The organism is Ensifer sp. ENS08 (genome assembly GCF_014852195.1).
GTDB lineage: Bacteria > Pseudomonadota > Alphaproteobacteria > Rhizobiales > Rhizobiaceae > Ensifer > Ensifer adhaerens.
Genome location: NZ_JACVBF010000012.1, coordinates 170,614 through 183,859, shown reverse-complemented (window position 1 = coordinate 183,859; position 13,246 = coordinate 170,614). Strand labels below are relative to the sequence as shown.

Annotated in this window: 14 protein-coding genes; 8 read left to right on the top strand and 6 right to left on the bottom strand. The window is 62.5% G+C overall.

What is annotated here, in order from left to right; all coding sequences use genetic code 11:
• Window positions 1–380 precede the first annotated feature (380 nt).
• The 3 genes from IB272_RS23425 to IB272_RS23415 all read left to right on the top strand — a co-directional run bounded on the left by IB272_RS23425 (window position 381) and on the right by IB272_RS23415 (window position 2,430).
• Window positions 381–860, top strand: a complete 480-nt coding sequence (locus tag IB272_RS23425; RefSeq protein ID WP_060521328.1) for a carboxymuconolactone decarboxylase family protein — start codon at window positions 381–383, stop codon at window positions 858–860.
• Complete coding sequence (locus IB272_RS23420) at window positions 857–1,216, top strand: Atu4866 domain-containing protein (RefSeq protein WP_060529075.1); 360 nt, start codon at window positions 857–859, stop codon at window positions 1,214–1,216. Before IB272_RS23425 ends, IB272_RS23420 begins: the two co-directional genes overlap by 4 nt.
• A gap of 314 nt (window positions 1,217–1,530) precedes the next feature.
• Complete coding sequence (locus IB272_RS23415) at window positions 1,531–2,430, top strand: LysR family transcriptional regulator (protein ID WP_060610709.1); 900 nt, start codon at window positions 1,531–1,533, stop codon at window positions 2,428–2,430.
• Window positions 2,431–2,445: 15 nt separating this feature from the next.
• Here IB272_RS23415 and IB272_RS23410 read toward each other — a convergent pair whose 3' ends face one another.
• The gene (locus tag IB272_RS23410) at window positions 2,446–3,348 is read right to left on the bottom strand and encodes a LysR family transcriptional regulator (RefSeq protein WP_192445172.1); all 903 of its coding nucleotides are present in this window, start codon (window positions 3,346–3,348) and stop codon (window positions 2,446–2,448) included.
• Between the two features lie 113 nt (window positions 3,349–3,461).
• Here IB272_RS23410 and IB272_RS23405 point away from each other — a divergent pair, with 113 nt between their 5' ends.
• The 5 genes from IB272_RS23405 (at window position 3,462) to IB272_RS23385 (ending at window position 8,442) form a co-directional block, all read left to right on the top strand.
• Window positions 3,462–4,199, top strand: a complete 738-nt coding sequence (locus IB272_RS23405) for an SDR family oxidoreductase (RefSeq protein WP_192445169.1) — start codon at window positions 3,462–3,464, stop codon at window positions 4,197–4,199.
• Window positions 4,200–4,430: 231 nt separating this feature from the next.
• Complete coding sequence (locus IB272_RS23400) at window positions 4,431–4,697, top strand: DoxX family protein (RefSeq protein WP_192445167.1); 267 nt, start codon at window positions 4,431–4,433, stop codon at window positions 4,695–4,697.
• A gap of 350 nt (window positions 4,698–5,047) precedes the next feature.
• Entirely contained in the window at window positions 5,048–6,208 is a 1,161-nt protein-coding gene (locus IB272_RS23395; RefSeq protein WP_192445165.1) for an MFS transporter, read from the top strand.
• A gap of 265 nt (window positions 6,209–6,473) precedes the next feature.
• Entirely contained in the window at window positions 6,474–7,679 is a 1,206-nt protein-coding gene (locus IB272_RS23390; RefSeq protein ID WP_192357477.1) for an MFS transporter, read from the top strand.
• Between the two features lie 124 nt (window positions 7,680–7,803).
• On the top strand, window positions 7,804–8,442 hold the full coding sequence (locus IB272_RS23385) for a LysE family transporter (RefSeq protein ID WP_192443200.1): 639 nt from the start codon (window positions 7,804–7,806) through the stop codon (window positions 8,440–8,442).
• Between the two features lie 23 nt (window positions 8,443–8,465).
• Here IB272_RS23385 and IB272_RS23380 read toward each other — a convergent pair whose 3' ends face one another.
• From IB272_RS23380 to IB272_RS23360, 5 genes are all read right to left on the bottom strand, one after another.
• The gene (locus IB272_RS23380) at window positions 8,466–9,683 is read right to left on the bottom strand and encodes an MFS transporter (protein WP_192445163.1); all 1,218 of its coding nucleotides are present in this window, start codon (window positions 9,681–9,683) and stop codon (window positions 8,466–8,468) included.
• Window positions 9,684–9,788: 105 nt separating this feature from the next.
• Window positions 9,789–11,579 carry an ABC transporter ATP-binding protein gene (locus tag IB272_RS23375; RefSeq protein WP_192443199.1) on the bottom strand — a complete coding sequence of 597 codons (1,791 nt, stop codon included), beginning with the start codon at window positions 11,577–11,579 and terminating at the stop codon, window positions 9,789–9,791.
• A 32-nt stretch (window positions 11,580–11,611) separates the two neighbouring features.
• Complete coding sequence (locus IB272_RS23370) at window positions 11,612–11,974, bottom strand: Rid family hydrolase (protein WP_043615130.1); 363 nt, start codon at window positions 11,972–11,974, stop codon at window positions 11,612–11,614.
• Window positions 11,975–11,994: 20 nt separating this feature from the next.
• Window positions 11,995–12,354, bottom strand: coding sequence for a RidA family protein (locus IB272_RS23365; protein WP_060582252.1), 360 nt, complete (start codon window positions 12,352–12,354; stop codon window positions 11,995–11,997).
• Between the two features lie 35 nt (window positions 12,355–12,389).
• Complete coding sequence (locus tag IB272_RS23360; RefSeq protein ID WP_192445162.1) at window positions 12,390–13,244, bottom strand: ABC transporter permease; 855 nt, start codon at window positions 13,242–13,244, stop codon at window positions 12,390–12,392.
• Window positions 13,245–13,246: the final 2 nt, after the last annotated feature.

Genomic DNA, 13,246 nt, shown 5'->3' with positions numbered 1-13,246 from the left:
CAATCACGCCAAGGGCCCGTACCCGAGAGAACAAATTCGCCTGTCATAACTGACATGGTCGCGATGAGCGTGCCACTGAACAGTATTCCGACTGGTTAGTCAGATTTACCAGTATGGATCGAAATCGGCGTCTTATCGTTCCAATCTTCCCCGCCTACCTTTTGCGTCGACACAGCAACGCAAGACGGAGGAGGAACTGGACAGGGCCCGCTGACTTTCGACGCTCCGAATGACAGCGCCTCCCCCAAATTCAGCTGACGCGGATAGGACGCGCGCTTGTCGCGCCCTCCCCGGCATCGAACAGCCGGAGGATGGCGACGTTCGCGATCGGCTGACGTCCCAACAGACAATCTACCGAGGAGAGAAACGTGCTTGATCGCATTCAATCGCAATTCGCAGCAGCAGGTGCGGCGGTTTTCCTGGGCCTTTCGCCGGAGGTCGCCTTCGCCCAATCCCTGGAGGAGCGTCGCGAACGCGGCGCCGCCGTCATCCGGACCCTCAACAATGGCGTGACGCAGCCCAATCTGGAACGGATGCGACAGGAGTTTCCCTTCCTTGCCGATGCGACCGAGGCCTATGCCCTTGGCGACGTCTGGGCTCGCCCGGGTCTCGACAACCGAACGCGGCAACTGGCAGCGGTCGCCGCCTTCGCTGCGATGGGCCTGACGGAGCTGATGAATGTCCATGCCGGATACGCGCTCAACATCGGTGTTTCCGAGGATGAGCTCAAGGAAATCATCTACATGGTAACCGTTCCGGCCGGATTTCCCCGCGCCATTGCTGCCTCGCAATCCTTGTCGCAGCTCTTTGCCGAACGGGCCGAAGCGGGCAAGGACAAGTCTGCGGGAGAGCAGCCATGAACAATCTCCCCAAGCTTGCCGCCGCCACCCTTGTTGCCGGTCTGGCATCTGCCGACGCGCCGATCTCCCGTCAAGCCGTCGCGGAGGACGTCATGAGCAGCGAGGCTCAAAGCAAGCAAGCAGATCATCCCTATGTCGGCATGTGGGTGACCGAGGACGGGCGGATCCGCCAGGAACTGTTGCCGAACGGCCGTTATGACGAGGCGCGCGGAAACCGAAAGAGCGCCTATCAGGGGCGCTACGAAGTGACCGGCAACCAGATCGACTACTGGGATGACACCGGTTTTACGGCCGATGGCGAGTTCATCGATGACGTGCTGCACCATGGCGGCATGGTGTTTTACCGCGAAAGGTGATTGCGGAAGGGGAGCACGTGAAGACCGTCGTTACGGGATCGCCCCGATCCTTTGGTGCCAATGATGGTTGCCGCGTGTCTCCCGCCCCGCCTCTGCGGCCGCATGTCCATTGCGCCGTTTCTCGCGCGGGAGGTGGGGAAGAAGTGAAGGCTCTGCCGGGCTCTTGCGATCGCGGCAAGCCTTCTGGAGGCGATCACAGGCGCGGTAGAACTCGCGGTGACATTCTTTGATGCCTTGAAGGTTGTCGATCGGCGGGCCAAGATTGCATCATCACTCTGCCCAATCACACCGACACTGGTAAGTTGAGCCGTCCAATGGCCGTCGATCTTAATGCCATCTCCGTCTTCATGGCCGTCGCCGAGGCGCGGAGTTTTCGCGCGGCTGCCGAGCATCTGGGCGTTACCCGATCGGCCGTAAGCCAGTCTCTGCGGCGGCTGGAAGATCGGCTCGGCGTTGCACTCGTGCAGCGGACGACACGCAGCGTCAGCCTTACGGAGGCTGGCGCGCAACTTTACCTGCGCGTTGCCCCGGCCCTCGCGGAGGTCGGCCTGGCCCTGGACGCCACAGCCGACCGGGACATGGCCCCAACCGGGCTGTTGCGGCTGGCGGTGTCCTCGATCGCCGAAAGGTTTATATCAGGGGCGCTGCTCGCAAGCTTTGCCGAGGCCTACCCCACGATCCAGATCGATGTGACCGTCACGGACGAGGAGTTCGACATCGTGGCCCAAGGCTATGATGCCGGGGTGCGGCTCGGCGAAGTCATCGAGCAGGACATGATCGCAGTCCCGGTATCGGCCGAGCAACGCCAGACCGCTGTCGCGGCGCCATCCTATATCGAACGCTTCGGCAAGCCTTTGCAGCCATCGGACCTCGCGCTGCACCGCTGCATCGGCTGGCGTCCGGCGCCTCAAACTGCACCTTATCGCTGGGAGTTCGGCAAGGATGGGCGCGAGTTCGACGTGGCGGTGAACCCGCAGATCACCACCAACGACATGTCGCTGATGATCCGGACCGCTTGCGCCGGGGGCGGCATAACCTTCGGCATGGAGGAAACCTTCAGACCCTATGTTTCCGCGGGACAACTGGTGCCGCTTCTCGAGGACTATTTCCCGCCGTTCGCGGGCTTTTATCTCTACTTTCCCAATCGACGGAACCTTGCGCCGAAGCTGCGCGCGCTCATCGAGCATGTGCGGTGGCGGCCCAACGCGGGATAGAGCGATCCGAAGCGGCTAAGCGACGATCTCGCGTACGAAGTCGAGAAAGGCGCGGAGTTTTGCAGGCATCAGGTCCGAGCGGCGATAATAGGCATGGAGCGGAAAGGTTTCTTCTGACCAGTCCGGCAGGATCTGGATCAGATCGCCGTCCGACAATTCGTCCCTGACATAGATCTCGAGCAATTGCGCGATCCCCGCGCCGCTGCGGCAGGCGGCAATCAGCGAGCCCGTGTCATTGACCATGACCCGGCCGGTCGCCGCGAACGGTATGGCTTCGCCACGGCTCTGAAACTCCCAGGCGAAGGGGCGCCCGGTCGCCGGGTCGCGGATGAGGAGGCATTGGTGCCCGTGCGAAAGATCGGCTGGCACTTGCGGCCTGCCATATTTCTTAAGGTATTGCGCCGACGCGCAGGTGAACACACGCGTTTCCAGCAGCAGCTCCGTATGCATCGAACGGGCGCCAGGCTCGCCGAAGCGTACGGCAACGTCCGTCCCCTCGCCGACAAAATCGCCGATCGAGTCACGCACGAAGATCTCGACCGACAGTTCCGGATAGCGTTCGAGAAAGTCATTGATCCTCGGGGCGAGCACGAAGTGCCCGAAGGTCCCATCGACATTGATCCGCAGCTTGCCACGCACGTGCGTTTTGGTGCCGCCGGCCATGATCGCGGCCTCCTCGATTGCCGAAAGAAGTGGCGCGACGAGTTCATAAAAGCGCCGCCCCTCGTCCGTCAGCGAGATTGCCCGGGCGCTTCGATTGAAAATACGTATGCCGACGCGCTCCTCCAATCGGGCCACTGCGCGGCTGACCGCAGGCTGAGTCAACCCCATTGCTTCACCGGCCCGGGCAAAGCTGCCGGCCTCGACGACTGCTGAAAGCACTCCGATCCCGCTGAGCAAGCGCGCATCAAACGTCATGACAACTCATACTTTCAGTAATTTATCTCCTGCGAATTATGCATTTTTTCTTCTCTCATGCCAGGCGTATCCTCCTCGCGATCAATAGACGGAACACCTGAAAGGCTTGGCACATGAGCAACAGCAACAAGGTCGCGCTGGTTACCGGAGCGTCGCGGGGCATTGGGGCGGAAATCGCCAGGCGCCTCGCCGGTGACGGCTTCAAGATTGTCGTGAACTGTGCGGGACGCACTGAGGCGGCCAAGGCGGTCGCGGACGAAATCATCGGCGGCGGTGGCGACGCACGCGTCATTCAAGCGGATGTCAGCGACGCCGGCGCGGTTGCCGCGATGTTCGACACGGCCACGCAAGCCTTCGGCGGGGTGGACGTCGTCGTCAACAGCGCCGGCATCATGAAGCTTGCACCGATTGCCGACGTCACCGACGACGTCGTCGACGACACCATCGCGATAAACCTGAAGGGCACGTTCAACGTCTGCCGCGAGGCGGCGAAACGACTGCGCAACGACGGTCGGATCATCAACGTCTCGTCGAGCGTGATTGGAATGCGCCTGCCGACCTATGGCATCTACATTGCCACCAAGGCGGCGGTCGAAGGACTGACCCAGGTGCTGGCGCAAGAGATGCGTGGCCGCGGAATTCGCGTGAACGCGATCGCCCCTGGGCCTGTTGCGACGGAGCTGTTCCTGAGCGGAAAGAGCCCTGAACTGCTGGACCGCATGGCAAAGATGAACCCCCTCGAACGGCTCGCTGAACCCGAGGATATCGCCCGTGTCGTCTCGTTCCTCGCCGGACCGGAAGGCGCGTGGATCAATGGCCAGGTCATCCGGGCAAACGGCGGCATGTGCTGAGCCGCACGCATCTCCTCACAACGAATGCTCATTCATGGAAGGAACTTCCCGTGACACAGGCTACCACGCATGCGAATGCCATGGTTCTGCCGGATCTGGGAGCAGCACCGGACTTTATCTGATCTTCAACCTCACCGCGGCCTTTGTCGCATTACTTGATGCTGAGGATCACAACGGGTGAAGTCGTGAGCTGGTTCGGCTGGGAAAAGCTCTTCAACGGCGACATGCCCCGTGACATCGAGCTTTTCCAGAGTCGGGGCCTCGATCCGGCCGCTCGCCTATCTGACTATCGCCTTGGAGCTTTTCGGCGGTATCGCAATTGCCCTCGGGCTTCTGACCCGCCCCCTCGCCTTCATGCTCTTCATCCAGATGATCGTCATTCTGGTTGTGGTGATGATCCCACGCGGCACGGGCTTTCAGCTTTCGACGGTATGGATCGGCGTCTTTGCCTATCAGCGCCCATGGGATCGGACGCTGGGCGCTGGACCGGCCGATTGACCGGCAGGTCTGAGCGTTCCACCGCAGATCATGTGAGGCCAGGGTCTGCCTTGACCACGAGCGCCTGAATGGGCCGGTCGCGCGATAGCGCGGCGGGCCACCCAGCGGTTCGTTTCGGATACCGATCGGGAAGAACTGTTGTGTTCCCTAAACCTCTTTGCTAGAGGTTCCTTGTCGTATTCAGCTTAGGCGAGCATTCATTCCCATCGCCATGACCCGAACCGTCGGGGTCCGCAGCGCCGACACTCTCCCCCCCAAAAAAACGCTTCGATCCTTCCGGCGCCACGAACGGGCTAGACGTCTTCGCGCGCCGGTTCTCTCCTGCTTCTCAAGCTCAAGGACGATAACCCGTGCCCTCACGCTTCATTTTGCCCACCCTCGCGCTTGCCGTTTTCTTTGTCGGCGCGACCGAGTTCATGCTGTCGGCGATGCTTTCGCCCCTGGCCGTGGCCTTCGAGACGACGCCGGCGCACGCCGCATGGCTCGTCAGCAGCTACGCGCTTTCCTATGCCGTGGCCGCGCCGATCTTCGGCTACCTTTCCGATCGCATAGACCGTCGCCGACTTCTGCTCGTGTCGCTGGTTCTGTTCTCGATTGACGGCCTCGCGCTGACGATCGCGCCGAGCTTCGGGGCAGCGATCGTCCTGCGGGTCTTCGGAGGCCTGGCGTCGGCGGCTCTGATACCGACGGCCTTTGCCCTGGTGGCAGACATCATCCCCGCGCACCGACAATCCGCCGCGATGGGAGCGGTGATGATAGGCATGACATCAGGCATCGTCTCGGGCCCGGTCATCGCCGGCGTCCTGACGGAGGCATTCGATTGGCGAGCGCCTTTCCTGGTGACTGCCGCCGGCTGCCTCACGACAGTTGCCATAGCCCGGAGTGCGATTCCCGCCCGGGCGGGAAATCCCCCAGTGCCGAAGATGGGGCGCCCTGTCTGGCTCGGCCGTGGCAATTTGATCCGCCCCCTGGCCGCGAAAGGCCTTTGGAACGGAACGGCTGTCGCCGGTTTCCTTCTCGCCGGCGAGGTCCTGCGGCTTCGTTATGACCTCGGCGTTGCGGCCACCGGCGTCTCCATCTCGGCCTTCGGTCTGGGACTCTTGCTTGGCAACCTCGGCGTCGGCCGAGCCGCACGGCTGTTTCGCTGTGACAATCGCACGCTGATCGTTGCGCTGTTCCTCTTGAGTGCGGCGGTCGGCGGCTTCATGCTCAACCCCCTGTCGTTCACGGGAGACCTCGTTTTCCTGACGGCATGGGGCTTTGCCTTGGGGCTCGCCGCACCGACGAGCACCGCCATTCTTGCGAGCCTCGCGGGAGAGGAAAAAGGTCAGGTGCTTTCGCTTTCGGAAAGCCTCAACAACCTGACGATCCTGGCCGTGCTGCCGCTTGCTGCGATGCAGCTCGACGTGACGGGTGCAACTGGAGCGGCGCTGGTCCTTGCCGTATTCCTCGCGATCGGTGTTTTCCTCGCGATCGCGGACCTTGCCACCCGAAAGCCGACAGCGCCGTGAGACCTGTCTCGCGGGGGAAGGCCTGAGTCGGGGCGAACGAGGCGGCGGGGCAAGAACCGCGCCTTGCCGGCAAGCTCCGGGGCGTCCTCAGAGGAAGGCTGGCCAAGAAAGTGCCCGTGCGAGCCTAGCCTCCCGCCCCGACAGCTCATTTTTTCGCGCGCAGCGTCATCCGGTGGTTGCCCGCCTATCGGAGGATGCATAAGCTCCCCGCCGCGCGGCATCGCCGCAGGCCGTTTCACGGCATCCTGGAGTCAAGAAATCAACCATGACAGTCGCCATCCCTGCCGTGACACGCCCGAAGACGCATCTGGCCGTCCTGGTCGTTCTCGGGGTCACCCATCTCCTCAACGACCTCATGCAGTCGCTGATCCCGGCCGCCTATCCGATCCTGAAGGACGCCTATGCGCTCGACTTCGTGCAGATCGGCATGATCACCATGACCTTCCAGATTGCCGGGTCTCTGCTGCAGCCGGCGATCGGCATGGTCACGGACAAACACCCCGCCCCCTATTCGCCAGTCGTCGGGATGATGTTCACGCTTTCGGGCCTGGTCAGCCTCGCCCTTGCCGATAGCTATGCCATGATCCTTGTCTCTGTCGCGCTGATCGGCATCGGGTCTTCCATTTTCCACCCGGAAGCCACGCGCATGGCGCGCTATGCCGCCGGCGGCCGGCAGGGATTGGCGCAGGGACTGTTTCAGGTCGGCGGCCAGGCAGGCGGCGCACTCGGTCCGGTTTTTGCCGCGGTGATCATCGTTCCCTGGGGGCAGCCGAGCCTCGCCTGGTTCGCCGCCCTGGCGTTGCTGGCAATGGTGCTTCTCGCGTGGATCGGCGGCAAGCAGCGGGAGATCAGCGCCGCATTCATGGCGCTGCGGGCGGACAGCAAGAGGGCGGGCAGCATCCGCCACGCGCCGGCGACGATTGGCGCCGCTCTGGTGGTCCTGACGCTGCTGATGTTCACCAAGAACGCCTATGGCGAAAGTTTCCGCTCGTTCTACACCTTCTACCTCATGGAGAAGTTCGGCCTCTCCATCCCTTCCGCACAGATGATGTTGTTCATCTTCCTGCTTGCCTCGGCCGCAGGCGCACTGATCGGAGGGATTGTCGGCGATCGCATCGGACGCTACCGGATCATCTGGATCTCGGTTCTGGGGCCGCTTCCCCTGACGCTGATCCTGCCACATGCCGATCTGTTCTGGACCGGCGTGCTGACGGTGATGATCAACCTGATCATGGCAAGCGCCTTCGCATCGATCCTGATCTACGCCATCGAGCTGTTGCCGAACCGCATCGGGCTTATCGGCGGGCTGTTCTACGGCTTGAACTTCGGTCTCGGCGGCATCGCGGCAGCGATTCTCGGGATACTGGCCGATAGTTACGGCGTCGAAACGGTCTATTATATCTGCTCGTTCCTTCCGCTCGCGGGGCTTCTCGCGTGGTTCCTCCCGAAGATCGAGGAAGGTCATTCTTGACGAACGTCTCCCGCTCTCTCGACGGAGAGGGCGGGAGAGGACATGCCCGATTGTGGGATGACGCAACGCGTTTCATACTCGCCCTGCGTCGGCGGCAGCAGCGTTCTAAAGAGAGGATAGTGACATGCATGAACTTGCAATTCTTGCCTCCATCCTGGGCGTCTTCCTGCTTGGAGCCATGAGCCCCGGGCCGAGCTTCATCGTGGTGTCGCGGATCGCGATCGCACGGTCCCGCGCCGATGGATTGATGGCAGCGGTCGGCATGGGCATTGGCGGCTTTTTCTTCGCCTGTATTGCGGTCGCCGGCCTGACGGCGATCCTTCTTCAGGTTGAATGGCTCAACATCCTCCTGAGGCTCGCCGGTGGCGCCTATCTCGTCTGGATCGGCATAAGCATCTGGCAGGCCGCACCGCAGAAGATAGTGATTGCCGAGACACCCGCCGACCAGCCGAGCACGCTCTGGAAATCCCTGCTGCGGGGGCTCTTCGTTCAGATCTCCAACCCGAAGACGGCGATCTTCTACGCCTCGATGTTCGCCGCGCTGTTGCCGTCGCCGGCGCCTACCTGGATGCTTCTCGCCCTGCCCCCGCTGCTCTTCATCAACGAGTTCGCGTGGTACGCAATCGTGGCCCTCGGCTTTTCCTCCCACGGCCCGCGGGTCGTCTACCTGCGCTCCAAGACCTGGATCGACCGCGCCGCCGGCGCCGTGGTGGGCGCACTCGGGCTGAAGCTGATGACGGATAGCGCACGAACAATCGCCTGACGGCGCTTGTTCGCAGCGTTGCCTTATCCGAACGACCGGTCGGCGTTGGTCGCCGCCGCTGCCAGCGGCATGGCGGCTGCATAGCCTCGCGGTGCGAGGCGCGCGGTGAGCGCGGCCGCGATAAGAATAGAACCGAGGTGCCACTTCCAGCCGGCGGCAAAGCTTCCGGTGAGGTCGTGAAGTGCGGACACGATCATCGGCGGTGTCGCGGCCAGGAGGAAACCACCGCCTTGCATGACGGCCGATAACGCGGTTGCCTGTGCGGGGTCGGCCAGATGATCGAGTGCGACCACCATCGACAGGGCGAAGCAGCCACCGAGCCCGGCGCCGGTCAGCGCGACGAAAGCGAACGGTGCGGCATGCGGCGCGAAGGCAAAGCCCACAAAGCCTGCGAACTGGCACCCAAGCGTGAACCATAGCCACGGCCGTCGGTCCATCCCGTTGCGGCAGGCCAAAACCGGCAGGATAAGCGCTGCCGCCGCCTGGAAAACCGCCATGATCGCGAGCAGGCTGCCGCTCGCGGAAGCGCCCCAGCCAAGCTGCTGGTAGTGCGGAGCGAGCCACACCACCACGGAAGTATAGCCGCCATTGACCAGACCGAAGAATACCATGAGCAGCCAGGCTCGAGGCTTCGCGAGCAAATTTCGGACGAGGTTGCCTTCCTGATTCCGGGGGCCGTCGCTGGCAAGCGCGATCCAGGCAACAGCGACGGCGACAAGGCCGAGCGCGGCCAGCGAGGCCAGTCCGATGCGCCAGCTGCCGGTCAAATCCGCGATGACAGGAGAAGCCTGCGCTCCCAAGGCGCCGCCGCCCAGCAGCATCGCCGAGTAGAGCCCGGCGATCGGGCCCGCCTGATCCGGAAACTGCCGTTTGATGATGCCGGGGAAGACAGCCTGAACGACAGCGACACCTGCCCCGATCACCGCAGCCGTTGCGATCATCATCCAGCCGCTGGAAACGAAGAGACGCAATATCGTCCCGAGGCTGATGGTGGCGAGCGCAGACAGGATCACCGGGCGTGTGCCGGCGATCCGCTGCAGACCAGGGCCAAGGAAAGCAACGCAACCCATCAGTACCATCGGCACGAATGTCAGCATTGCCAGCCCATAGGATCCGAGGCCGGTACCGGCGTGAATACTCTCGGCTAAAGGCCCGATACTTGCAATAAACGGGCGAAGATTGAGACCGACGGCCGCCACGGCGACCAAAAAGACCCAACGCAACCCGCCCTGGTTCTGCATATGATTTCCTGTCGTCGAATTGTTGCCCGAACGGGAAATCCCGTACGAAGCCGTGTTTTGCGGGCGGCCGGAAGGATCGCCCGATATTCGAGGCTGAGTGCCCGCTTAGGCTATCCGCGCATAGTGCTCGAAACCCACCGCCTTCAAGGCCGGCGTCTGGTGGACGTAGCCGGGCGGACGGATCGGACTGCGCAATTCCCGCGCTCCAAGGGTTCGGCTGCGACGTTGATCGGGGTGCACGATCGGCACGGCAGACAACAGTTGCTGGGTATAGGGATGAGCCGGCGAACCCAGCACGGCGTCGCGTGGTCCGATCTCGATGATTTCTCCGAGATACATGACCGCGATTCGGTCACTGACGCGCTCGACCACGGCCATATCGTGCGAAATGAACAGGACGGAAATCTCGAACTCCTCCTGGATCTCCGCGAGCAGATCAAGGATCTGCCCCTGGATTGAGACGTCGAGCGCCGAAACCGGCTCGTCGGCGATGATCACCTTGGGATTGAGCGCCAGAGCGCGGGCAATGCAGATGCGTTGCCGCTGGCCGCCGGAAAACTGATGCGGATAAAGGCTCGCCTGTGCCCGGGTGAGCCCGACACGTTCGAGCAGGCTATAGACCCTGTCCCGGATCTGCGACGGGCTGCCGACGCGATGGATGCGCAGCGGCTCGGCCACGATCTGCTCCACCGACATGCGGGGGTTGAGCGACGCGTAGGGATCCTGGAACACCATCTGGATGCGCTTGCGCATCTCGATCATTTCGGATGCGCTGACGCCCTCAAGGTTACGGCCCTGAAGCAAGACTTCGCCGCCATTCGGTCGAATGAGCCGCATGATGCTCTTGCCGGTTGTCGATTTGCCACAACCGCTCTCGCCCACCAGCGACAGCGTCTCCTTCTCGCGCAGATCGAAGGACACGCCCTCGACCGCATGGACATTTGCAACGACGCGCTCGAACATGCCTTGGCGCACGGCAAAACGCGTGACGAGGTTGCGGACACTGAGCACGACATTCGGATCGGCCTTATCCTGCCTTGCCTGCGTGCAGGGAACGTGTTTCGTTTGGGGTAAGCCCTCCTGTCGGGACTGGAGTTTTGGCGCGGCATCGAGCAGACGGCGGGTGTATTCGTGCTTCGGCGCATTGAAGATCTGATGGATTTCGCCGCTCTCGACCACCTCGCCCCGCAACATGACGACCACCTTGTCGGCGATCTCGGCCACGACGCCCATGTCATGGGTGATCAGCAGGATGGCCATGCCGGTCTCGCGTTGAATGACCTTCAGCAGCTCGAGAATCTCGGCCTGCACCGTGACGTCCAACGCCGTTGTCGGCTCGTCCGCGATCAACAGGTCCGGCTTGCAGAGGATGGCCATGGCGATCATGACTCTCTGGCGCATTCCGCCCGACAGTTCGTGCGGATACTGTTTCAGTCGGCGTTCCGGCTCGGGGATACGCACCTGCTGCAAGGCATTCAGCGCTATCCCGTCGGCCTCCGCCCGACCGATCTTGCGATGCTTGACGACGACCTCGCACAATTGCTGGCCGATGGTCAGCACCGGATTGAGCGAGGTCATCGGCTCCTGGAAGATCATCGCGATCCGGTCGCCCCTCAGGCCCTGCATGCGGGTCTCGTCGAGGGTGAGGAGATCGGTCGAACCGCCCGTTTTCTCGCTGAGAACCGCGCGTCCGCCGACGATTTCCGCACCCATGTACTCGACCAGCCGCATGATTGACTTGGCCGTGACCGATTTTCCCGATCCGGACTCACCGACGATCGCGACGACCTCGCCGCGGCCGATGGCGAGATCGATGCCCTTGACGGCAAGCGCGCCGTCGGGCGTTCCGCGGAACTTCACCGCGAGATCGGAAATCCTGAGCAGGTCTTCAGTCACGTTCGCCTCCAGATCGACGCTTTATTTGCAGGTCAGCACGCAGCGTAGGCGCGGATTTCCACCGCGCAGTCGCGACGCGCTGCATGTCCGGTCACGACGGAAAGTGCCGGAACGCCTTCCGGATCGATCCACTCGTTCCAAAGTTCGCAAAAAGCCGGGTACTCGCTGATGTCGAACAACCAGACCTGCACCATCAGGATCTGCTTACGCGACGAGCCGACGCTTCGGAAATACTCTTCGATGGCGTTGAGGATCTGCAGCGACTGATCCCTGAGGTCGCCGGTCTTGTCCGGTGCGGTGAGGCATACGGAGGCGAGCGTGTCCGACGCCTTGCCGAGGCAGATGCGTGGCTGATGGCCCGCGCCATCCTTCTTGCCGAGTTCTCTGAGTTCCATGGGGTTCTCCTTCGCAAGCATCAGGCGCGATAGGCGATGACGACCGCCTCGACGAGAACGTCCGAACGGTAAAGCTCGCCGCTGACGCAGGTGCGTGCCGGTGGGTGAGCGGGATCGGCCCATTCGTTCCAGACGGAGTTCATGGCGCCGAAGTAGCGCATGTCCTTCAGCCAGATGTGCACGACGAAGATCGACTTGTGGTTCGATCCGGCCGCTTCCAACAGCCGATCGACGCTGCGCAGGACTTCGCGCGTCTGCTCCTTGATGTCACCGCTGGTGTCGGTGGCATGCACGCCCGACAGGAAGACCATGTCGTTGTGAACGACGGCCATGCTTTTGAGCGCGCCGTCCGCCATCGAGGTTTCGATACGTTCAACCAATGGAATAATCCTTCTTTTCTTAGTGTTCCGAACCGTCAAGCGCGGTTCAGGCGGGGATCGAGATGGGTTCTGAGCACATCACCTAAGAGGTTGATGGCGAGAACGGTGACGAAGATGCAGAGCCCCGGAAACAGAGCCATCCACCAGGAGGTGCTGATGTAGGCTCGCGCATCCGACAGCATGCCGCCCCAGGTCGGGGTCGACGCCGGCACACCGAGGCCGAGGAAGCTGAGGCTCGATTCCGCGATAATCGCGGTGGCCATGGCAAAGGTCGCGACGATCAAGGCCGACTGGATTAGGTTGGGCAGGATATGGGTGCGCAGGATGCGACTGTCGCTGGCGCCGAGCGATCGCGCGGCGGAGACGAATTCCCGTTCGCGCAGAGTTAGTGCTTCTGCGCGGGCAAGGCGGCAATAGGGGATCCAGCGTTGCGACGCGAGCGCAACGATGAGAATGCCAAGGCCCTGGCCGAGAAAGGCGACGATCGAGATCGCAAGCAGCAGCGGCGGAAATGCCCAGACGACTTCCAGAAATTTCTGGATGAGCGAGTCCACCCGTCCGCCGTAATAGCCGGAGACGACACCGAGCGTTACGCCGACGACGCCCGAGAAGAGAACCACGGCAACGGCAATCAGGAACGAGACGCGCGAGCCATAAATGATGCGGCTCATCATGTCGCGTCCAACATGATCGGTGCCCAGGAAATGGGGACCGGTCAGTTGCGGCGGCGTCATCGCGAGCATCAGGTCCTGGCGGTTCGGGTCGAACGGCGCAAGCAGTGGCGCGAAGGCAGCAGCCAGCAATAGGAGGGCGATGACGACCAGGCTGAAGGCGCCTTTTGGCGATTTCAACGCCTGCAGGAGCTGTCGAGTTTTAGAGGAGCGAGCCATCC